Genomic DNA, 22,052 nt, shown 5'->3' on the forward strand with positions numbered 1-22,052 from the left:
GGAGGGGCGCCATGATCACGTAACGCCAACTTCCGAAGGACAGCCCTTTGTCCGACGCGTAGCGATAGCAGGCCCTGCCAACAGCGCACCGGCTTTTGCGGCCCTGCTTGCCTGCGATTTGCCCTTCGTTCCGACGAGGCCCGCACAGCCCATGTTCAAAAAAATCTCGCTCACCTTGAAACTCTTCCTGCCACCCGCCATCGCCCTGTTCGGTCTGTTGCTGTTCGTGGGCTACACCGCGGTGCAACTGGACGACAACGACAGCCGATTGGTATCGCTCGAAAAGCAGCGCTACCCAACGCTGGAAGCTGCCGACAACGTGATCTTCCAGTTTTCCCGCCTGCCCGGCCTGCTCAACAGCGCCGTGGCAGCGGGCGAGCGGGACACCTTGGATGAAGCGAGCGACGTGCTGGCCGACGTCCATGCGCGGCTGCGCGACCTGGAACCGCTGACCGCTGAACGGGCCGACCGACACCGGGAGCTTCAAGCCTGGTCAGCGGCGATCAAGCGCTACGCCGATAACGCGCTCGCCTCCTCCGGCCAACTGCTCGACGGGGCCGCGTTCGATGATTTGCGCCCCCATTTCGACCGCATGGCCAGCGACCTCAAGAACGCCCAGGCGCTGGGCGAACAGTTTCGCAGCCACGCCTACGCCGACTTCCTGAGCAGCTTGACCCAGGTCCGCGCCGACAACGCCACCACCACGCATGTCGGCTACCTGCTCAGCTTTTGCCTGCTGCTGTTGGTCAGCGCCAGCGCGGCCTGGGTGATTCGTCAGGTCATGGGCAATGTCCGCGGCGTCATCGCGTCGCTCAGGACCATTGCCAGCGGCGATGGCGACCTGACCCGCCGCGTGCATGTCGACTCCTCGGACGAAATCGGCGAAATGATCGGCCTGTTCAACGGCTTGCTGGACAGCCTGCAAGGCACCCTGCGCCAGGTCATCGAAACCGCCGCGCCCCTGGAGCAGATGTCCCGCGAGCTGCACCGGCTCACCCAGGGCGCGGAGGACAGCGCGCGCTCGCAGCAGGAGCGCACCGAGTCCATCAGCAGTGACATCGACACCATGACCAACAGCATTCAAGAAGTGGCACAGCGCTCCGGACAGGCCTCCGAGCAAGCCAGCGCCGCGGCGCGCCAGGCGAACGAAGCCAGGCACAACATCGACATACTGTCCTCCAGCATCGGCGACCTGGGCAACAGCGTGCTCGGCTCGGTGCAGGCCATGGAACAACTGGAAGCAGAAACCCAGCATGTCGGCGCGGTGCTGACGGTGATCCGGAGCATCGCCGAACAGACCAACCTGCTCGCCCTGAACGCCGCCATCGAGGCGGCACGGGCCGGTGAGCAAGGGCGAGGCTTCGCCGTGGTCGCCGACGAAGTGCGCAACCTGGCCCAGAAAACCGCCGCTTCCATCGCGCAGATCCAAGACATCATCCAGCGCCTGCAAAGCAGCGCCAGCGGCGTCTTGCACGCAATGAACCTGAACGGCGAGAAGGCCAGGACAAGCATCGAGCGCTCAGAACATGCCACGCAGACCCTGGAGGCGATTACCAAGACCGTTCGCCAGATCGATGAGTTGAACGCCGGCATCGCCCGTTTCACCAACGAGCAGATCGGCCTTTCCCGTTCGATCCAGCAAGACACCGAGAAGCTGCAACAGGATACCCAGGCCACCACGCAAGGTGCCGACGCCACCGCACGGCTCGGTGAGCAATTGGTCGGTATGGGCAACCACCTTCGCAGCGCCACCGCTCAGTTCCGCATTTGACCCTTACCCACCACAAGAGCAGTTGAAGCATGCAAGGCATTAGAGCACTCGGTATCGCAGGCCTTATCGCGACCACCCCGGCAATGGCCCTGGACCAGGGAGACTATCGATTCAACGGCTTCGGCACTGCCGGCCTCACCCACCTGGGAGGCGAGGGTCAAGGACGGAGCTTCGGCATCAGCGGGCAGACCACGGACGCCTGGCGCGGTGACCAGCTCTCCCGGCTGGGCGGCCAACTCCAATATGGGCTCACCGACAAGCTGGGGATGACCGTGCAGGGCACCCTCAAGCCGGAACAGGACACCTGGAAAGGCAACCTGGAATGGGCCTACCTCTCCTGGAAGGCGACCGAAGGCCTGACATTGCGCGCAGGCCGGCTGCGCCTGCCGATCTACATGTACTCCGAAACCCTCGACGTCGGCGTCACCCACCCTTGGTTGCGGCTGCCGGATGAGGTCTACAGCCAGGTCCAACTGAGCAACTACGAAGGCGCCGATGCCCTCTACACCCTGCCCACCGGCATCGGCTCCGTGACGCTCCAGGTGGCAGGCGGCCAAGCCGCCAAGCGCAACCTGTTCGCCATGGATGACCTGTACGACATCGACTACAAGAAAATCTTCGCGGCGAATGTCAGCCTGGAAACCTACGACTTCGGCACGCTGCGCGTCGGGTATGCCGAAGCAGACATCGACACGGACCTCAGTGCGTCGGTGGTCGCCCCTGGGGGAGCGCCCACGCGTGTCGACTTCCTGAGCCTGAACCGCAAGAAAGGCCGCTTCGCATCCATCGGTTACCAGTACGACAATGGCACCTGGGTCTCTTCGAACGAGTGGACCAGCAACAACACCGAAGGTGACCAGCAAGGCAGCATCGATGCCTTCTACCTCATGGGCGGGCGCCGTTTTGGCGACGTGCTGCTCCACCTCACTTACGCTCAGCTCGACGAAGACGCTGGCCGCCAGAGCTCCTGGACCTACGGCGTGAACTACAACCTGGCGCCGAACCTGGTGCTCAAGGGCGAGTACAAGCGGGTGGACACGCGCGGCAACGGCTACCGCGGCACCTTCGTGCAGAACGCCCAAGAGACCTTCGACCAGGCAGTCTTCGCGGCTAGCAACGGTGCCGCCGGCACTCCTTCGCGCAACTACGACGGCGATATCGTCAGCGTCGGCGTCGATTTCGTCTTCTAAGGAGCGCCACATGAAACCACTCATCACCGCAGTGTTCGCCGCAGCCCTGGCCACGGCCTGCACCCTGGCCCGCGCCGAAGTGGCCGTGATCGTGAATGCCAGCGCCAGCGCCGCACCGTCCCAGGCCGAGGTGGCCAACATATTCCTGGGCAAGAACACCAGCCTCAAGGGCCTCGACCAGAAAGGCTGGAACCCCACCAAGGAAAGGTTCTACAGCGCGCTGACCAACAAGAACGAATCTCAGCTCAAGTCGTACTGGTCAGGCCTGGTGTTCACGGGCAAGGGGCAACCACTGCAGAGCGTGGATGATGACGCCGCAGTGATTGCCAAAGTGGGCAGCGAGTCGAATGCCATCGGCTATGTCGACACCTCGGCCGTCAATGACAAGGTCAAAGTGCTCTTCACCCTGCCCTGAGCTTCGCCGCCTCCCTCGACCTGGAACGCCGAGGGAGGCGGTGCCTTGGTGCCCGCAAGCAAGGACCCGCACGGCTGCGACCTGCAAGCCTTGGTTGAGCCATTATTTACTCAAATGGGTGCCCTATGAGCCGTTTTCCTTCACAATGCCTGCACGATATGCAGTGTGGAATCTTCTGATGCACCTCCCTACCGATGAGCGCTTGCTCAAAGCGCTGGCCGACGCGATCGTCGTCCACCCCCGAGCCACCTTGAAGGAGCTGGCCGAGGCGGCGGGCGTGAGCAAAGCGACCCTGCACCGTTTCTGCGGCACCCGTGACAACCTGGTGAACATGCTGGAACGCTATGGCGACCAGATCCTCTCCCAGGTCATCGGCAACGCTGACTTGCACGGCGGCGACCCGACCGCAGCCCTGCATCGTCTCATCGTCGAGCACCTCAAGCATCGCGAGATGATGATCTTCCTGCTCTTCCAGTACCGCCCGGACTCGTTCGACGACAGCGAAGCGAACCGTCCGTGGCGGGCCTATGCCGACGCCCTGGATGCCTTCTTCCTGCGCGGCCAGAAGGCGGGAGCTTTCCGTATCGATATCAGCGCGGCGATCTTCACCGAAATGTTCCTGAGCATGGTGTACGGGCATCGTCGATGCCGAACGACGCGGGCGGGCGGCCAGCGCGACGTCCGTGCAGACGCTGGAACTGATGTTCCTCGACGGCGCTGCGGCACCCGCCCGCTGACCTGACTGCGCACGCAAAAAAAAAAGCCCCAGGGCATCGATCCCTAGGGCGAAGTGGCTGGACATGCCAACCAAAGGAGGCCGTTTCAGCCCTTGCCCGACCACCCACCACCGAGTGCGCGGAACAGGTCGACCAACGCCAGTTGCCGCTGGGTACTGGCTTCGATGAAGGCCGCTTCGTTCACGTTGCTGTTGCGCTGGGCGTCCAGGTAGCGCAAATGGTTGTCCACTCCCCCCTCGTAACGTGCCTTGGCCAGCGCCAGGGTCGCACGACTGGTATCGACCAGGGCCCTTCGCGCAGCCTGCTCACGGCGCAGGGTGTCGGTGGCGGCCAGCGCATCGGCCACTTCGCGGAAGGCCACCTGGATCGCGCCTTCATAGGCGGCCACAGCCGAGTCCTTGCGTGCCTCGGCCAGGCTGAGCCCGGCCCGGTTGCGCCCGGCGTCGAACAACGGCAGCGACAATTGCGGCATGAAGGTCCAGCTACGCGAGCCTCCGTCGAACAGCCCGGACATCTGCGCACTGGCGGTCCCAAAGCTGCCGGTCAGGCTGATACGCGGGAAAAACGCTGCCCGCGCCGCGCCAATATCGGCGTTGCGCGCCCGCAGCCGATGCTCGGCGGCGAGGATGTCCGGGCGACGTTCGATCAGCGCCGACGGCGCGCCCGGGGCGATGTCCTGCAGGACCATCGGCGCCTCGTCGCGCTCGGCCGGGATCGCCTTCGCCGCGTCCGCGCTGCCCAGCAGCAGCACCAGGGCGTTGTAGGCCTGGCGCTGCTCGCGCACGATGCCTTCCAGCTCGGCCCGCGACTGCTCGACCAGCCCCAGCGCCTCCTGGTGATCCAGCGCCGTGGCCGTGCCGGCGGTGCGCCGCTGGCCGACCAGGGCCAGCGAATCCTCGGCGGCTGGCCAGGGTCTGGCGGGTCAGCGCCAGGCGCCGCTCGGCGCCGTCCAGGGTCAGGTAGGCCTGGCTCACCTCGGAGATCAGGGCGATGCGCGCGGCACGCGCGACTTCCTCGGTGGCCAGGTACTGTTCCAGTGCCGCATCGCTCAGGCTTTTGACACGGCCGAACAGGTCCACTTCGTATTCCGGCAGCGACAACCCCACCTGATAGGTGCTGCTGACCCCTTCGCGGCCATCGCTCGACAAGTCGGTCGGCAAGTGCTGGCGGTTGCCGGAAGCCCCGGCATTCAAGCCCGGGACCCGGTCGGCACGCTGGATGCGGTACTGCGCGCGGGCCTGCTCGATATCCAGCAGGGTCTGGCGCAGCGAGCGGTTGTTGTCCAGCGCGGTCCCCACCAGCTGGCGCAGGGACGGGTCGACGATGAACGCCTGCCAGTCCAGTTGCTCCACCGCCCGGCCGCGATGGCCGGCGGCATCGCCCCACGCGGTCGCCACCGGCGCCTCGGGGCGCTGGTAGGTCGGTGCCAGGGAGCAGCCGGCCAAAGTGACGGCCAGCGCGAACGGAATTGCAAGATTGCGCATGAGCATCACTGGGTTACCTCGACAGCGTGTTGCACGGGGGCCGGCTTGCGCTTGAGCAGCTTCAGCACGAATACGAAACAGATCGGCACGAACACCACGCCCAGCAAGGTGGCGCTGAGCATGCCGCCGATCACCCCGGTACCGATGGCGCGCTGACTGGCCGCACCGGCGCCGGTGGCGATGGCCAGCGGCACCACGCCGAGGATGAAGGCCATGGAGGTCATCACGATCGGGCGGAAACGCAGGCGCGCGGCCTCGATGGCGGCGTCGCTCAGGCTGTAGCCCTTCTCCCACAGTTCCTTGGCGAACTCGACGATCAGGATGGCGTTCTTCGCCGCCAGGCCAATGATGGTGATCAGGCCGACCTTGAAGTACACGTCGTTGGGCATGCCGGTGAGCGTCACCGCCCACACCGCCACCCAGAGCACCGATCGGCACGATCAACATGACCGTCAGCGGGATCGCCCAGCTCTCGTACAGCGCCACCAGCAGCAGGAACACCACCAAGATGGCCAGGGCGAACAGGCTGGCCGCCTGGCCGCTGGACACCTTCTCCTGGTAGGAAAGGCCCGTCCAGGCGTAGCCGATACCCGGCGGCAGCTCGCTGACCAGGCGCTCCATCTCGGCCATCGCCTGGCCAGTACTATGCCCCGGCGAAGCGTCGCCGGCGATGCGGATGGACGGGTAGCCGTTGTAGCGCACCAGTTGCACCGGCCCCTCTTCCCACTGGGTGGTGACGAAGGCGCTGAACGGCACCTGCTCGCCGTTGGCATTCGGGGCATAGAGGCGCAGCACGCTTTCGGGGGTCATGCGTTCGCCTTGCTCAGCCTGCACCACCACGCGCTGCTGGCGCCCGGCATTGGTGAAGTCGTTGATCACCGCCGAACCGAAAGCCGTGGCCAAGGTGCTGTTGATGGCCTCGAAGCTCACCCCCAGTGTTCGGGCTTTTTCCCGGTCGATGTGCACACGCAACTGCGGCGCCTCGGCCAGGCCTTCCATCATCGCATAGAGAATCACCGGGTTGCTGTTGGCGCGGGCCAGCAGTTGGTCACGGGCGGCGAGCAGCGCTTCACGGCCAAGGCCACCACGGTCCATCAGACGCAGGGCGAAACCGCCGGAGTTGCCCAGGCCGTCGATGGGCGGCGGCATAACCGCGGTGATGGCACCATCACCGTTGGCGGCGAACTGCGCATTGATCGCTGCCGTTTCCGCCTCTGCCGATTGCGTCTTGTCACGCTGCGACCAGTCCTTGAAGGTGGGGAACGCCAGCGCGGCGTTGTCGCCCTGACCCGAGAAACTGAAGCCGCTGACGATGAACGAGTTGGCCACCGCCTCACGAGACATCAGGAATTTTTCCAGCGTCTCGGCGGTGTGGTCGGTGCGTACCCGGCTGGCGCCTGGCGGCAACTGTACGTCGACGACGCTGTAGCCCAGGTCTTCAGCTGGCACGAAGGCCTCCGGTAGACGCAGGTAGGAATAGCCCAGCACCACCAGGATGCCGACATACGCCAGCATCCAGCGCCCGGCACGCGCCACCAGCCCGTTATTGAGCAACGAATAGCGCTCGGTGATATGGGCGAAGCCACGGTTGAAGGCACCGAAGAAACCGCCCTTCTCATGATGGCCCTGAGGCACTGGCTTGAGCAGCGTGGCGCACAGCGCTGGGGTGAAGGTCAAGGCCAGGAAGCCGGAGAACAGGATCGAGACAGCCAGAGACACAGAGAACTGCTGGTAGATCACCCCCACCGAACCGGACATGAACGCCAAAGGCAGGAATACCGCCGCCAGTACCAGGGTGATACCAATAATGGCCCCGGAAACCTGCCCCATGGCCTTGATGGTCGCCTCCACCGGCGACAGGCCTTCCTCGGCCATCAAGCGCTCGACGTTCTCCACCACCACGATGGCGTCGTCCACCAAGATGCCGATGGCCAGCACCATGCCGAACATGGTCATCATATTCACCGAGAAGCCGAGCAGCTTCATGATCATCAGCGTCCCGAGCAGGCACACCGGTACCACGATCGAGGGCACCAGGGTGTAGCGGACGTTCTGCAGGAACAGGAACATCACCAGGAACACCAGCACCATGGCTTCGATCAAGGTGTGGATCACCTTCTCGATGGCCACGTCGACGAAGCGCGAGGTATCGTACGGCACCGAATACTCGACCCCTTCGGGGAAGAACTGCGACAGTTCGGCCAAGCGCTCCTTGACCAGCGTCGCGGTCTGAATGGCGTTGGCGCCCGGCGCCAGCTGCACCGCGCCGGCCACCGCCGGGTGGCCGTTCAGGCGTGCCGACAGGTTGTAGTTCTCGCTACCGATGGCCATGCGCGCGACATCACGCAGGCGTACGCTGGAGCCATCCGGGTTGGCGCGCAGGACGATGCCGGCGAAAGCCTCCGGCGTGTCGAGGGTGCCCTGCACCGCCAGGGTGGCGGTCAGTTCCTGCTCGCTGGCGCCCGGCGTGCTGCCGAAGCTGCCGGCCGGCACCTGGACGTTCTGGCCGCGAATCGCCGTGTTGATGTCGTCGATGGACAGGCCATAGCCCACCAGTTTCTGTGGGTCCACCCAGACCCGCATGGCCGCTTCCGAGGCGAAGAACTGCAGCTTGCCCACGCCAGGCACGCGCAGCAGTTCGTTGTTGATGTTACGCGCGGCATAGTCGGCCAAGGCCGTGGTATCGCCACGGTTGCCAGCCGTGCTGGTCAGGGCGTAGATCAGCAGGAAACCGGAACTGGCCTGCTCGACTTTCAGCCCTTGGGTCAGCACCGCCTGAGGCATGCGCGCCTCGGCCTGTTTCAAACGGTTCTGCACATCGACCTGCGCCATGTCCGGGTCGGTGCCTGGCTCGAAGGTCACCATCACTTCGGCCACGCCGTTGGAGTTGTTGGTGGACTCGTAGTACAGCAGGCCCTTGGCGCCATTGAGCGACTGTTCGATGATGCTGGTCACCGACTCCACCATGACCTTGGCCGAAGCGCCGGGGTAGGAGGCGGTGATGGAAATCTGCGGTGGCGCCACGTTGGGGTACTGGGCCACGGGCAAGGATGGAATCACCAGCAGGCCCGCCAGTGAAACGAACAACGCCACGACCCAGGCGAAGTTCGGGCGATGGATGAAGAATCTGGACATCTCACTTCCCTCGCATCACTGGGCGGCAGCCGTTTGTTTCTGGGCAGGCGCCACCGGCATACCGGGGGCCAGCCCGGCCGGGCTGCCGACGATCACCTGATCACCCGGCTCCAGCCCCTCGGTAATCTGCCAGCGCGAACCCTGCATCACGCCGGTTCGCACGACGCGTGCCTCAGCGATACCATTGGCGGCGACCAATACCCGCGCCTGGCCGTCACTGCCTCGCTGGACCGCACGCTGAGGAACCAGGATGGCGTGGTTGTCGGTGCCTTGCGGCGTGCGCACGCGCACATACATGCCCGGCAAGAGGGTGCCGTCCGCGTTGTCGAAACGCCCCCGCAGGATGACCTGGCCGGTACCGCGGTCCACACTCACATCGGTGAACATGAGCTCGCCCGAGCGCTGGAAATCGGTGCCTTCCACTTGCGCGGTCAGGCGCTGGCTGTCGGCCGAAAGTGCGCCGTCCTTCACCGCTTGTCGCAGGCGCAGCGCGTCAGCGGCAGACTGCGTGAAGTCGATGTAGATCGGGTCGAGTTGTTGGATACGCGCCATCAGCGTCGCATCCCCCTGCCCCACCAACGCGCCTTCGGTGGCCAGCGCACGGCCAATGCGTCCGGAGATCGGCGCAGTGACAGTGGCGTAGCCCAGGTTAAGGCGAGCGGCCTGCACATCGGCCTGCGCGGAACGTACCGCCGCACGGGCACTGCGCAACTCGGCAGTGGCGCTGTCGAAGTCCTGCTGGCTGACCGCCTCGATCTTGACCAGCGGCTCATAGCGCTTCACACGTGCCTGGGCTTCCTGCTGCATGGCCTGGGCACGGGCGAGGTCCGCCTCGGCGCGGGCCAGGGCGGCCTTGAACGGCGCCGGGTCGATCTGGAACAGCACATCCCCCGCCTTGACGTCAGCCCCTTCCTCGAAGCGCTTGTGCAACACGATACCCGGCACCCGCGCCCGCACCTCTGCGACGCGCATCGGCTCGACCCGGCCCGGCAACTCAGCGGCCAAGGTCACCTGCTCGGAGGCCAACGTCACGATTTCCACCGGGTAGCTCGCATTGGCTGCACCGTACTGCTCTGCTGCGGGCTCGCACCCGGCCAAGGCAATCGCCACAGCGAGTACGCCCACTCTTATCGAACCTGTCTTGCCCATCACTCACCCGAGCCTTGATTGAAAACGGGGCGAATGCTACTTTTCAAACCCAGATGAGTCAATGATGTCTCATATAAATCAAACAAGGCTCCTCATGATCACTTCAGGCTTCCCACCTTCATCGCTTCCCGCCAAGCTGGTGAATGCCCTCTATGCCGCTGCCGCCTTGCGGCCCAGAGCGTCCATGGGTGAACTGGCGGCGTTGGCGGGCATCAGCCGGGCCACCTTGCACCGTTACTGCGGGACGAGAGACAACCTCGATAGCCAGCTCGAACAGCACGCCAAAGACACGCTGATGCAGATCCTCGACAACAGCGATACGTTGGCCTCCACAGAGCCCCTGGCCGCGTTGCGTCAGCTGATCCGCGCGCACCTGGCCCAAAGTGAACTGATCGCATTCCTCGCCTCCCGTTACCCTGTGCACATGAGCGTGCAGCACGACCTCCGGTTCTATCTGGAACGGCTCGATGCATTGTTCTTCAGCGGCCAGCGACAGGGTGTATTTCGCGCGGATGTCACCGCGGCATTGCTGACCGAGATGTTCGTATCGCTGTTGCATGGCATGGTCGATGCCCGCCAACGAGGGCGCGCGCCGAGGGAGAGTGCAACGGTGCTGGAGAACGCGTTCCTGCAGGGCATTGCAGCGCGGGCGCCCTGTTGAGCGCCCGCATGGAGGCAACAGCCGTGAGGCCGCTATTGCGTCAAAGGTAGGGAATGAACGCTATTGCTCGTCGCCATCGAGCGGCGTACTCCAGATCACCAGCTCAAGGGCAGCGGCGATCTGGATGCGATGGTCGGCAAGCGGGACAGGCAGCAGGTCCTGGGCGCGCTCCAGTCGGCGCAGCAAGGTGTTGCGATGCGTACGCAGTACCTCGGCGGTCTGGGTGATGTTGCAGCCATTGGCCAGGAAGGCGTGCAACGAATGCTGAAGTACCGTGGGCTCGGTCGCCAAGCGCCCCAGGGTGCTCAAGACGAACTGCCTGGCCGCGCGGGCATCTTGGGTCATCAGCGACACCATCCTCACCTGATCGATCGTGGCAACGGCAGGTGAACCCGCCAACCGGCCCATCAACCGCTGGGTGGTCAAGGCTTCCAGGTGCGAGCGCCGGAAGCCATTCATCCCCGCGCCCGCCGAACCGATTGCCGCGCGTATCTTGGGAAATTGTCGAGCGACACCTTGCAAAAGGTTCAGGTCCAGCGGCTTTGCCGCATTGCACCAGGCCCACAGGGTCGCAGGGCCCGCGAATACGATCAGAGGCGCTACCGTACCCGTGAGCTGCGCCAGGGCTCGCGCCATATCTTCCAGCGGGCGAATCTCGGCGTCCGGGGTTTCGCTCCAGACGAGGCAGGCGTGATGCCTCTGAGCCAGGCTGTAGCCCAGTCGCCTGCCAAATTGCTCGGCGTCCACATCCCTGCCGTCGAGCAGCCGGCTTACGAGGCTGCGTTTATCGATAGGGTCGTCATGGGCCTGGGCGCTCTTTTCTTCGAGGATGATCTGGGTCACCACACGCATGTTGCTGTCGATGAACGTCGAGATCGACCGCGACGAGACCTCCAGGAACTCCGCGAGCAGCGCGGGATCCTGCGTCAGGCTGAAGGCCATCTTCATCCACAGGTCCCAGGCTGCGTTCTGTGTCGACCTTGCGACATTCATCAGCAGCTCGGAGAGCCCCCTGCGGGCGAGCTCCCTGGCCGTGTCCACCATGTCAGCAGACACGTAGGGCTCCACCGGCTCCCCAGGGCGCTGCAGATTGGCATTGGCCCAGTGCAGCAACTCTGCCCGATTGGCGCGCCGGCACGCGGCGAGGATGACCGGATCCTCCAGCAACTTGGCATCTTCCGGTGTAGAAAACAGTGCCTGGTTCAGGCGCTCGATCCACTCGGGCGGCAGCGCCTGAGCGAGTTCGGCACCTTTGCGCATGAGCTCGCGAACGGCTTCCGAGGGGCGTGGCCAGGGGAATGGCGTGCTGGTCATGATCAGTGCAAATCGCTCAAAAATCGTCTGGTAAATGGTGCAGTTCGTACCTTGGCTCAAGGCCAGGGGAAACCTAGCATGAACTCACTGCCTGAACAAAAAATACAAGGAGGCACCGTGACGCTTCATGTCCCTTTTTTGGGTTTAGCGCAGTGGCAAGCGGGTTTGTTTCCTGATGCCAGCAGTTGGGGGGATCAACCCGCCTGCGCCAACCGTTCTTTCAATCTGGAGTGTTCTCAATGTCAGCCTCTCGCGACTCCATGCCAAGCCTGCCCGTGGTAACCCGCTCGACTTCAGCGCAAGAGATTGCGCTGCTGAGCGACCAAGCAGGAGCGGTCATCATTCGCAACTTCATGCCCCCCGAACAAGTCGTGCGGATCAACAACGAACTCGACGCTCCCTTGGCCGCGCTCGATGCCGGCTCCAAGCATGAGCACGCGCTGATCGCCGAGTTCCACGGCCATCAGACCAAACGGCTCACCAACCTCGTCACCCACAGCAAGACCTTTCGTGAGGAAATCCTCGATGACGACCTCTTCCACGAACTGGGAAACGTGCTTTTCGCCCCGGAGTGCGGAGACTGGTGGCTGACCACGGCCCAGTTGATCGAGATCGGCCCGGGCAACAAAGCGCAAATGCTGCACCGCGACATGGCGCAGTACCAACCGTTCGTGGCCATGAACAAACATGCGCCACGCGCCATCACCAACCTGATGCTGGCGCTGACCGATTTCACCGAGGAAAACGGCGCCACGCGCTTGATTCCGGGAAGCCAGGACTGGGATGACTTCAACGACGTCGGAACCCCAGAGATGACGATCCCCGCCCTGCTGAAAGCCGGGGATGCCGTGCTGTTCGGCGGCAAGGTCGTTCACGGTGGCGGGGCCAACGTGACCGCCGACTATTACCGTCGCGGGCTGACGATCCCGATGCAGGCTTCGATCATCACGCCTGAAGAAGCCTACCCGTTGATCGTGCCGCTCGAGCTGGTGCGCACGCTTTCTCCACGCGTTCAGAAGATCCTCGGTTTCCGCTCCCAATACCCCAATGGCAGCCCTGGCCTTTGGCAGCATAACTACGCAGACCTGGCGGATTACCTTCAGCTCTAGCATCCAGCGTTGACTTGCCTGGCCCTGAAGGTGCCACGACCATCCAAACGCCCAGGCAAGGAAACAGGCCAGGCATCGGTTTGCGATGCCTGGCCTTTGAGCGCCAGCCCTTCACTCCCGATAAGGCATTACCCCACGACGTGAAAACAGAACCGGTGTGCCATCGGCATTGAACAGCGCCGCCGTCAGCGATAGGCCATCAGCCGACTGGGTTTCCTCGAAACTGTGTCCACCATCGCTGCTCTGCACCATCAGCCCGTCCAACCCGACCGCCAGCACACGAGAGCCCGCTACCGCGACGCAAGTGACAGAGCCCTTGCTTTGCGTGGGCACTCGGCGAAAGCCCTTGCCGTCCGCTGAACCCTGCAACAAGGTACCGCGCTGGCCACCCAGTAGCAGACGCCCATCGGCCAGTACCGCGCCTGACCACAGGGTGCCTTCGTAGCCGGTATCCAGGTAACGCCAATTCTTCCCGTGGTCTTCGGAATGCAGCACCTGCCCATGCTCGGCCGTGGCGTAAAGCGTGCCGCGGCTGTCGGCAAACAGCCCCATCAGGTTGAGGTCGGCCCGCTTGGCCCCGGGCGGCGCTTGCACCGCCTGCTCAGCCCACGTCAGCCCCCCATCCTCGGTCGTCAGCACCAACGACCAGAGCCCTACCGCCACGCCCTGCCGGGCATTGAAGAAGTGCACGGCGAACAGCGGTCGGTCTTCTTCGGTGGCCAGGCGCTGGACCTGCCAGGACTCCCCACCATCGGTGGTGGCCAGGATCGCGCCCCAGTGGCCCACCGCCCACCCGCGCTTGGCATCCACGAACGACACCCCCGTCAATGGCGTGGACAGCGGTACCGACCTCGCCTGGCGCCACTGCTTGCCCTGGTCGTCGGACAACAACACGACACCGTGGTCGCCCACGGCAACCACGCGCTCCCCGGCCCAGCTGGCGGCCAGCATGGTGGCCTGCGTGGCATTGCTCGCCTGTACGGCCGGCACGGCCTGCAACGGCGCGGCCTGAAGAGACATCAGCGGCAATGCTGCTGCGAGCAAGGCCGCGGTGAATGAAACCCTGAATTTCATGCTTCTCTCCTCAGTGCACCAGCGCACCGATCATGCGCACGGGACGCTTACGCGGGAACACCCGCTCCAGCCAGACGGCAAAGGCCGGCAGCACGGTCATGGCCATGACCATGTTGACGATGAACATGAAGGCCAGCAGCTTGCCCATGTCAGCCTGGAACTTGAGCTCCGAGAACGCCCAGGTGGCCACGCCCACGGCCAGGGTGATGGCGGTGAAAATAGTGGCGACACCCACCTCGAGTAGCGCGCACTCGACCGCCTTGGTAATCGACTGGCCATGGGCCAGGTGCAGTTGCAGGCGATTGTAGATATAGAAGGCATAATCAACGCCAATGCCCACCGCCAGCACCATCACCGGCAAGGTGGCGATGGTCAGGCCGATCTGCAGTTCCTTCATGAACCAGTAGCCAATGAAAGTGCCGATAGTCAGCGGCAGGCAACACACCAGGACCGCTCGCAGGTCCCGGTACACCACGAACACCAGCAATGCGATGGCGGCATAGACATACAGCAGCATGGGGGTTTCGCTTTTTTCCACCTCTTCGTTGATGGCGGCCAGGACGCCGGCGTTACCGGACGCGAGGCGAACCGAAATGCCTGGCATCGGGTACTCGCTGCGAAACGCCTTGGCGGCGTCCACCACTCGGTTGATGGTGGTGGCCTTGTGGTCTGCCAGGTACAGGTGCACCGCCGACATGTTGCAGTCGGTGCGCATCAGCCCGGGCGTACGCGCCACCTCGGTGGCCAGCGCGGCGTAGTTCATCGGGTCGATGGGCACCGCCGCCATCTTCGGGTTGCCTTCGTTGTAGCCCTCGTTGAACTGGCGCATGTTGGTGGAGAAAGACGCGACCGACAGGACACCGGGCACCCCCTGCATGGCCCACACGAAGCGATCCTGGTACTGGCCCAGGGCGACATCCTCGCAGGCCACCTGGCTGCCTTCGCTGGAAGCGGCCTTGTTGACTTCGAACACCGACGCTGAGCCAGTCCAGACCTATGTCGTAGTTGCTGGCGATGGAGACCGCATCGCGATTGAAGCGCGAATTCTCGCGCAATTCCGGCGCGCCCGCCTGCAGCGTGCCAACGACACGGTCATGGCTTTGCCAGATCGCCACCAGGAACACCACCAAGGCCGCGCCAAGCACCCACTGCGCCTTGCGCGGTTCGGCGAGCCGGGCCAGGCCACGCAGCCAGCGGGTGCGCCGCTGCCGGGAAATTTCCTGAGCGGCCGCATACTTGTCATCGACACGTAGCAAGGACGCCATCAACGGCAACATCACCAGGTTGGTGATGATCTTGTAGGCCACGCCAAGCGAGGCCGTGATCGCCAGCTCCCGCACCATCGGGATCGGGATCAACAGCAGCGTCACGAAGGAAACCAGCGCGGTCACCAGCGCCAGCGTCCCGGGAATCAGCAACCCCGTGAAGCTCGAGCGCGCCGCCTCTTCGGCGCGCTTGCCGATGGCGATCTCGCGCACGATGAAGTTGATTTGCTGCACGCCATGAGAAACCCCGATGGCGAATACCAGGAAGGGCACCAGCACCGCCAGCGGGTCGAGCCCGTACCCCAACAGGCGCAGGCTGCCGAACTGCCAGACCAGCGAGGCCAGCGAACAGACCAGCGCCAGCAGCGTGAAGCGCAGGGAGTGGCAATACCAGTACACTGCCCCCGCCGTCAGCAGCAACGCCAGCAAACAGAACTCCAACACCGCTGAAGCCCCGTCAGCGATGTCGCCGATCTGTTTGGCGAAACCGATGATCTGGATTTCGAAATCGCCATCTTCGAACTGCTGGCGGATCTCTTTTTCCAGCCTGTGGTTGAACGCCACGTAGTCCAGGTGGGCGCCATGGGTGTCGTACTCGTTGAGTTCCACCGTGATCATCGCGCTGCGCTGATCACGGGAAACCAGCGTGCCGATGAAACCACCCTGGGCAGTGGAGTTGGCGATCGTCGCGATGACCTGGTCATCCAGGTGCTCGGGAGAAACCGTCCCCGGTACCAGTGGATCCGCGCGAAAACCCTCTTCGGTGATTTCGTTGACGAAGGCATTGGGCGTCCACAACGAACGCACGCTGCTGCGCGAAACACCCGGAAGAAAGGTCACCGCCTGGGTGACGTCATACAGCCGTTTCAGACCTGCGGAGCTCCAGATATCGCCCTGTCGGGCCTTGACCACGAGGGTCAGCCGGTTCGCCCCCAGCAGGTCATTGCGGTAAGCCTCGAATGTCTCGATGTATTCATGGCCTACCGGCAATTGCTTTTCGAAGCCGGCATCCATGCGCAGTTGCACGGCGAACCAGCCCATGATCAGCGTGAACATCGCCAGGCTCGCCAGCACCAGACGACGATGCCCGAACAACACACCCTCGACACGTGACAACAGGCCACGTGCCGGGGCTTCAGATAGCTTTACAGAACCGTTCACGGCAAGCCTCACAAGGTGCGGGAGATCGCGATGCCGACATAATCGCGGTCACGATAAAGCTGGTCGTAGGGCGTCTCGCCGCCCATGAACTTCGCGTAGTTGAGGGAAATCTGCCAACTGGCCGGGTTTCGCACGAAGTTCAGGTACAGGTTCATGCTGCTCGCGTCTTCGGTGAAGGTCGCACTCAAGTTCGGCGTTCTGCCCCCCAGCGAGCGCGAATAGAAGACACCTGGAGTGACCTGCCAGCCCGGTAACAAGGTGCCGTCGTAGGTCAGGCTGAAGTCCAAATTGATGCCCGAGGACGTCTTGTCGCCACGGGACTTGGGCGCTGTCGCAGGGTCCAACTGCCAGGCATTGAGCCCCGCGGCAAGGGGCTCGCCATTGAACTCGTCATGCAGCCCGGGGTAATGGATGACCACCAGTTCCGACAGCAGGGTACCCGTGCTGGCTCCGGTGAAATCGAGCAGCGTCGGGGAGTTGGACGGTGTGAAGCTGTAAAGGCCGGTGAGGTGCCACTGGAATTTCTTTTCGTCTTTCCAGCACTTGCCCCCATTGCTGGAACACAGGTCGACAACAGGGTTGAGCATGACCGAATCCTTCGGCCGGTAAGAAAGCTCTGTACCCACTGCCCAGTCACCGATCGGCATGTTGGCACTGACGCCATACATCATCCGGTCTTCCTGGTATTCCCAGGTCGGTGCCGCCGCGAAGGTGTTAGGGTCAAGAATGGCGACGCGCAATGATGGCAACTTGTCGTGATAACGCATCACGTAGAAGCCATAGTTGATGTCGCTGTCTTCCGGCTGCCAACGCAGCGAAAGGCCCCACTGGCCGCTGTCGCGGGCGTCTTTTTCGGAGAACCCATAGTCTCCCCTGCCCTCACCCAGCGCGTTGGTAGTGGACCAGTAGCTGCCCACCGGCGGCAACTCGCTCTTGTTCCAGCGAAATTGATAGTAGGCCTCGACGTTGACACCCGAGCCCAGGCCCGAGGCGACACTGAGCATCGGCGCGGGCAGCACGGCCTCCTTGAGCTGCACGCCAGGGCGCGCCAAGGCTTGGTAGTCGTAGGCGTTGGTGTTGTTGATGCCACCGGCCACGAACAGGCTTTCGCCCCAGTTGATCACCTGGTTACCCAGGCGCGCGCGGACCCGCTGCCCGCCCACGTTGAATCCTTTGCTCACCCAAAGGTCCAGCAGGCGAGCCTTGAAGGCGAGGTCGTCACGCGCGTCGTCACTCAGCCCGTTGCTACCGACGCTCTCAGGGGTGTTGAACGACAGCGTGCCGGTGGTATCGGTGGCAGCGAAGTCGCGGATCCAGGTGCCACGCGCCATGAAGGTGACGTCCTCGGGCATCTTGAGCAACAGCTCATGGGTGCCCTTGAGGTAGTTGGTGAACATGTCGCCGCGGTCGTAGTTCAGGTCGCCCTGGTCCGCCACGCCGGAGCTCTGTGCCAGGCAGCCGGAGGGCACGTTGTGCCCGATCGGCCCCTGGTTGATCAGGTTGCAGCCCCGCGACTCGGTACGCAGGCCCATGCCTGCGGTGATCGTGGAATCGAAGGAGCCATTGAGGGTTTCGGTTTCAAATGTGAACCCCATTGCCAAGGGGGTTGCGCACACGATGACAAGGCCTGACGCTTTCGTAATTATTTTTTTCATGTTGGCTCTCGATCTGGCGTCGGTTTAGCGCTCGCTGATGGCTCGCAGATTGTCGGAGGTGAAGAAGTCGCGCTTCAGGCGAGGGTTGCCACTGTCTTCGGTGATCCAGCGAATATCGTTCTTGCCTGCCCCGATGGAGGTCATGTCGAAGAGGTAACGACCCTCGGCCAGGTTGTACTGGACCTGGGCCTGCACGTCGCAAGCGCCGGTCTCGAACACGGGAATCGAGAACCCTTCACGCACCTTCCAGATCTGCCCTTGCTTGTCGAAGTCGACGGCCAGCAGCGGGTTCCAGCTGTCCTCGTCGATGTAGAACATGCGTTTGGGCGCTTGGTGGCGCATGCCTTGGCGAACATTGGCCTCGACGACCCAGACGCGATGCAGTTCATAGCGACGCGACTGCGGCGAGATCGAGTCGTTGCCAGCGAACGCCTCCACCTTGGCAGCGGTGTCGTAGGCACCGAAATCGTTGTAAGGCACCAGCAGTTCCTGCTTGCCGATCAGTTTCCAGTCGAAACGGTCCATGGTGCCGAAGAAGATGTTCGCCTCGTCCACGGTGTACTGGTTGTCGAGGCCGATCTGTGGCGCGTCGTAGGAATACGACGGCATGCGCCGCACGCGACGCTGACCAGGGAAGTAGTAGAAGGTCGTGGCCTGCTCGCCGGCCACAGCCGTTTGCACGGCGGATTGACCGGCCAGCGCAGCGGGCTCCAGGTAGTTGAAGAAGGTCGCGTTCTCCAGCCGGCCATAGGAAGAGAAAAGCGCGCTCCCCTTCTTGCCCCAAGGGGTCAGGAAGAAGGTGTCGGTCGACTGGCGCAACCATTCCCCGCCCTTGCGCGGAGAAATGCCTGAAATGCTCCGGGGAATTTCCACGCCGACGCCGCGATAGCGCATCTTCATGTTCCACATTACCTCGGCCCCAGTGCTGGGCATTGGGAACGGGATACCGGGTACATGGGCTTCTTCAAGGGCTACACCGGCAGCGTCGAGCTTGGCAAAGCCAACGTTTTGCCTGGTGTTCTCGATCACGAAATCCGGCGCGCTGCAGGTACGACGGGTCGGGTAGACATCCATGCGATAGCCTGGGACTTTCTTGAACAGTTCGAGCTGGCCAGGGGACAGCTTGCTCGCATGCTGTGTCACATTGTTCGCGTCGATGCTGTAGAGGGGCTTATCACCCTTGAACTTCCAGTGCTCCCCTCGTACCTGGCCGTAACTCCACCCCGCCCCCTGCTGCCCTGGCTGTGCCCAGGCCGGAATATCCCCGCTTGAACTCGCTGCGCTCTCACCGCCCAGAGGGGTCAGCTTCGAACCCAGCGCCTCAGGCTCCTGGGTCGCTGCCTGAACCGAGCAGATCGCGGTCGATACCGCGCAAGCCAGCAGCAGTTGCCTGAAAACACGGCGAGCGGACACTTCACCTTCCAGCCGTTCAGTCACTTCTTTCATTGCAGGATCCTCAACAAAGGGCTTTGACCGTGGCTCGACTTTCCAGACGGAAAACCAGCCCTGTCACATCTCATGATCAACTGACCTGATCAACCGATCATGTCGCAAGATCATGACGCAAGCCATATGCCAGAATCCTCATGAATAAATATATTCTTTCAATATCAATTAGTTAGATGATACTCCCTGCGGTGGACGCAGCGCTTTCATGCACCATCATGTGAATTATCGAAACAAGTGTTACCAAAAGATGATCGACGGCTGGGCATAACGACACCAGCTGAGGCGTGCCATTCACCCGACAACCGTACGGCGCATAAAATGCCCCCCCAAAAAAAACCGCCCCGAGGGGCGGCAAAAAAGCAGGCCGGTGGCCCGCCATGGAGTAAACGTTATCGGGAATGAACGAGCGACTGAGAGGAAACCCGCTTGGAGCGCTCAAGCGCGCCATAGGCGTAGTACAACTGCACGATCGAATAGGACCAGGTCAGGAAGGCGAAGGTCATGAAGACCATCTTCGTGTCATCGCCCGGAATCGGAAAGAAGTCATACCGCAACGCCACCGTCAGCCCCGCCGCCCCGCCCAGCACGGTAGCCAATGCATGGAACACCTCCCCGGCACGTGCCAGGCGCCACGTGAAGTAGCACAGGTACACCGTGTAGAGTGACCACATGAGCAAGTAGAAGAACGCCAATGTATCGTTGACGATGCCAGACAGGTAGTAGACGCAGGTGGCGGCAAAACCGGCCACGAACAGCAGCAGGTCTTTTGCTATAGAAGGTTTGTAACCGTGGGTAACCGCCATCAACCCCAATGTTGCGATAACAGGTACGCCCACCCCGCGCGAAAACGCATCGAGAAAAATCGCGACATTGTAATTGGCCTGCCAACCCGTCGCGATGAACGCCGTGAAGTTCGATGCGGAAATCCCCACGACCAGGAACTCCAGGCCAAGCAGATAATTCTTCCGCCTGACGAATGCCATGCCATAACCCAGCCCGCACACCACCAACAGAATGCACGAAACCAGTGCACCTAGATCTCTGAGCTCCACGATAACCGCCTCTGTAAATAATGCCGCGCCACAGCCTTGCGCCATCGAGGCGCCGGCACTGTTCAGTTTTTCAATGCACTGTCTTTGCGCACTTTTTTATCGGTCCAGGCATCCAACAACCGGGCCGCTGCAAGCGCCGTGTTTATAGCGCACCATTGGAAAGGCTCCGGCAGCATGGACGGTGTCTTGTGCTGCAATGCCGAAAGCAGTGGCGGCTTTTGGCCGTTGATTCTCTGGGCGAACAGCGAGCCCATGAGCGATTGCGTCGCAAGGCCATGGCCCGAGCATCCCGCCGTATAGAAAATGTTCTGTTTCGCCCCCGTCGTGCCGATGACGGGCAGGAAGTCGTAAGCCCCACTGACATAACCGCTCCAGCAGTGCTGAATGCCAAGGCCTTGCAGACCCGGAAAACGTTGGCGCAACACCCGCGCCAACGCGGCATAGGCGCTGTAGTCCGGAATGTTGGGAGTCTTGGAACCGTAGGCATAGCCCAACTGTTTGACCGTCAACACCAGGGTGTCATGCGCCGTCAGGCGGTGGCTCTCCATCGTGTAGTGCGGGGTGATGATCCCTTCTCGCCCTTTCCATCCCAGGGCAGCCAACTGCTCCGTCGACAGGGGCTCGGTTTCGATTGCCGATACGCGAATCGGCGCCACCTTGTTGCGCAACAGTCCCACCTGAGGCGTATAGGCGTTGGTCGCCATGACCATCACGGGCGCCGTTGCAGTGCCGAACGGGGTCTTGCAAGTGATGACTTGCCCTTCACTGTAGGAAACCAACGGGGTGCGTTCGTAGAGTTTCACGCCGGCCTGGATGGCCGCACGGCGCAGGCCACCGATGTACTTCCCTGGGTTCAGGGTGCCACCGCGCTGCTCGCTGCCAAACAAAAAGGCAGGTGGGAGCCCGCGGGCGCGCATCTCGGCCTGGTCCACGAAACGGGTCACAGAGCCCAATGTGTGCCCAAGCGCCATGTTCGCGCGCAGCCGCTTTTCCTGGCCTGGATGCACGGCAGCTCGGATAACCCCCGAGGGGATGTAGTCACAATCTATACCCAACGCCGCGAAACGCCCTTCCACATACGTGACAGCCTCGTCGTAGAAACTGACGAACGTCCTGGCCTGTTCCAGCCCCACGCGCTTGACGAAGACTTCGCACTCGATTCCCATGCTGCCGAGCAGGTAACCGGCATTGCGCCCACTGGCACCGAAACCGGCGAACTCCTGCTCCAGCACGATGACGCTCGCCCCAAGGGCTGACAGCTCCAAGGCCGTCGATAAACCGGCAAACCCGGCTCCTATCACGATCACATCGGCATGCGCGTGACCTTTCAATTCAGGTTGCAGGTCGATAGGACGTTCCACCCACCCGCCGAGGCTGCGAAACCTCAGTGTTTCCGAACCGTTCCCGGCCACATTGTTCGACGCATTCATT

General features: G+C 62.8%; 12 protein-coding genes and 4 pseudogenes. 6 read left to right on the top strand and 10 right to left on the bottom strand.

Annotated elements, in window-relative coordinates; all coding sequences use genetic code 11:
- Positions 1-151: 151 nt before the first annotated feature.
- From QIY50_25215 to QIY50_25230, 4 genes and pseudogenes are all read left to right on the top strand, one after another.
- Complete coding sequence (locus QIY50_25215) at positions 152-1,771, top strand: methyl-accepting chemotaxis protein (protein WGV20519.1); 1,620 nt, start codon at positions 152-154, stop codon at positions 1,769-1,771.
- Between the two features lie 83 nt (positions 1,772-1,854).
- On the top strand, positions 1,855-2,961 hold the full coding sequence (locus QIY50_25220; protein ID WGV23118.1) for a porin: 1,107 nt from the start codon (positions 1,855-1,857) through the stop codon (positions 2,959-2,961).
- A gap of 10 nt (positions 2,962-2,971) precedes the next feature.
- A complete protein-coding gene (locus QIY50_25225) occupies positions 2,972-3,376 on the top strand; it encodes a phosphate ABC transporter substrate-binding protein (GenBank protein ID WGV20520.1) in 405 nt (134 codons plus the stop codon).
- Between the two features lie 178 nt (positions 3,377-3,554).
- A pseudogene (locus QIY50_25230) lies at positions 3,555-4,113 on the top strand (TetR/AcrR family transcriptional regulator).
- An 85-nt stretch (positions 4,114-4,198) separates the two neighbouring features.
- On the opposite strand, the pseudogene QIY50_25235 reads toward QIY50_25230, so the two are convergent.
- The 3 genes and pseudogenes from QIY50_25235 to QIY50_25245 all read right to left on the bottom strand — a co-directional run bounded on the left by QIY50_25235 (position 4,199) and on the right by QIY50_25245 (position 9,881).
- Positions 4,199-5,603, bottom strand: a pseudogene (locus tag QIY50_25235) (efflux transporter outer membrane subunit).
- Positions 5,603-8,732: pseudogene (locus QIY50_25240) on the bottom strand (efflux RND transporter permease subunit). The pseudogenes QIY50_25235 and QIY50_25240 overlap by 1 nt, the downstream one beginning before the upstream one ends.
- Positions 8,733-8,747: 15 nt before the next feature.
- Positions 8,748-9,881, bottom strand: coding sequence for a MexC family multidrug efflux RND transporter periplasmic adaptor subunit (locus tag QIY50_25245; GenBank protein ID WGV20521.1), 1,134 nt, complete (start codon positions 9,879-9,881; stop codon positions 8,748-8,750).
- A gap of 94 nt (positions 9,882-9,975) precedes the next feature.
- Between QIY50_25245 and QIY50_25250 the strand changes: the two genes are divergently transcribed.
- Positions 9,976-10,542, top strand: a complete 567-nt coding sequence (locus QIY50_25250) for a TetR/AcrR family transcriptional regulator (protein WGV20522.1) — start codon at positions 9,976-9,978, stop codon at positions 10,540-10,542.
- A gap of 60 nt (positions 10,543-10,602) precedes the next feature.
- Here QIY50_25250 and QIY50_25255 read toward each other — a convergent pair whose 3' ends face one another.
- Positions 10,603-11,916 (bottom strand): helix-turn-helix domain-containing protein, encoded by a 1,314-nt coding sequence (locus tag QIY50_25255; GenBank protein WGV20523.1) that lies wholly within the window; start codon positions 11,914-11,916, stop codon positions 10,603-10,605.
- A 179-nt stretch (positions 11,917-12,095) separates the two neighbouring features.
- Here QIY50_25255 and QIY50_25260 point away from each other — a divergent pair, with 179 nt between their 5' ends.
- A complete protein-coding gene (locus tag QIY50_25260) occupies positions 12,096-12,965 on the top strand; it encodes a phytanoyl-CoA dioxygenase family protein (protein WGV20524.1) in 870 nt (289 codons plus the stop codon).
- 111 nt (positions 12,966-13,076) lie between these two features.
- Here the strand turns inward: QIY50_25260 and QIY50_25265 are convergent, their stop codons facing one another.
- The 6 genes and pseudogenes from QIY50_25265 to QIY50_25290 form a co-directional block, all read right to left on the bottom strand.
- Positions 13,077-14,039, bottom strand: coding sequence for a YCF48-related protein (locus QIY50_25265; protein WGV20525.1), 963 nt, complete (start codon positions 14,037-14,039; stop codon positions 13,077-13,079).
- 10 nt (positions 14,040-14,049) lie between these two features.
- Positions 14,050-16,465, bottom strand: a pseudogene (locus QIY50_25270) (efflux RND transporter permease subunit).
- Between the two features lie 8 nt (positions 16,466-16,473).
- Positions 16,474-18,060 carry a DUF1302 domain-containing protein gene (locus QIY50_25275; protein ID WGV20526.1) on the bottom strand — a complete coding sequence of 529 codons (1,587 nt, stop codon included), beginning with the start codon at positions 18,058-18,060 and terminating at the stop codon, positions 16,474-16,476.
- A gap of 84 nt (positions 18,061-18,144) precedes the next feature.
- Positions 18,145-19,566 (bottom strand): DUF1329 domain-containing protein, encoded by a 1,422-nt coding sequence (locus QIY50_25280; GenBank protein ID WGV20527.1) that lies wholly within the window; start codon positions 19,564-19,566, stop codon positions 18,145-18,147.
- Positions 19,567-19,958: 392 nt separating this feature from the next.
- Positions 19,959-20,666: a hypothetical protein gene (locus QIY50_25285; GenBank protein WGV20528.1), complete on the bottom strand. Its 708-nt coding sequence runs from the start codon at positions 20,664-20,666 to the stop codon at positions 19,959-19,961.
- A 17-nt stretch (positions 20,667-20,683) separates the two neighbouring features.
- Positions 20,684-22,051: an FAD-binding oxidoreductase gene (locus tag QIY50_25290; protein WGV20529.1), complete on the bottom strand. Its 1,368-nt coding sequence runs from the start codon at positions 22,049-22,051 to the stop codon at positions 20,684-20,686.
- Position 22,052: the final 1 nt, after the last annotated feature.

It is taken from the genome of Pseudomonas putida, from assembly GCA_029953615.1.
Classification (GTDB): Bacteria; Pseudomonadota; Gammaproteobacteria; order Pseudomonadales; family Pseudomonadaceae; genus Aquipseudomonas.

What these genes read in the sequence shown, in the direction of transcription:
- QIY50_25215 (WGV20519.1), top strand. Translation starts at nt 152, where the DNA reads ATGTTCAAAAAAATCTCGCTCACCTTGAAACTCTTCCTGCCACCCGCC.
- QIY50_25220 (WGV23118.1), top strand. Translation starts at nt 1,855, where the DNA reads ATGGCCCTGGACCAGGGAGACTATCGATTCAACGGCTTCGGCACTGCC.
- QIY50_25225 (WGV20520.1), top strand. Translation starts at nt 2,972, where the DNA reads ATGAAACCACTCATCACCGCAGTGTTCGCCGCAGCCCTGGCCACGGCC.
- QIY50_25245 (WGV20521.1), bottom strand. Translation starts at nt 9,881, where the DNA reads ATGGGCAAGACAGGTTCGATAAGAGTGGGCGTACTCGCTGTGGCGATT.
- QIY50_25250 (WGV20522.1), top strand. Translation starts at nt 9,976, where the DNA reads ATGATCACTTCAGGCTTCCCACCTTCATCGCTTCCCGCCAAGCTGGTG.
- QIY50_25260 (WGV20524.1), top strand. Translation starts at nt 12,096, where the DNA reads ATGTCAGCCTCTCGCGACTCCATGCCAAGCCTGCCCGTGGTAACCCGC.
- QIY50_25265 (WGV20525.1), bottom strand. Translation starts at nt 14,039, where the DNA reads ATGAAATTCAGGGTTTCATTCACCGCGGCCTTGCTCGCAGCAGCATTG.
- QIY50_25275 (WGV20526.1), bottom strand. Translation starts at nt 18,060, where the DNA reads ATGGGGTTCACATTTGAAACCGAAACCCTCAATGGCTCCTTCGATTCC.
- QIY50_25280 (WGV20527.1), bottom strand. Translation starts at nt 19,566, where the DNA reads ATGAAAGAAGTGACTGAACGGCTGGAAGGTGAAGTGTCCGCTCGCCGT.
- QIY50_25285 (WGV20528.1), bottom strand. Translation starts at nt 20,666, where the DNA reads ATGGCGCAAGGCTGTGGCGCGGCATTATTTACAGAGGCGGTTATCGTG.
- QIY50_25290 (WGV20529.1), bottom strand. Translation starts at nt 22,051, where the DNA reads ATGAATGCGTCGAACAATGTGGCCGGGAACGGTTCGGAAACACTGAGG.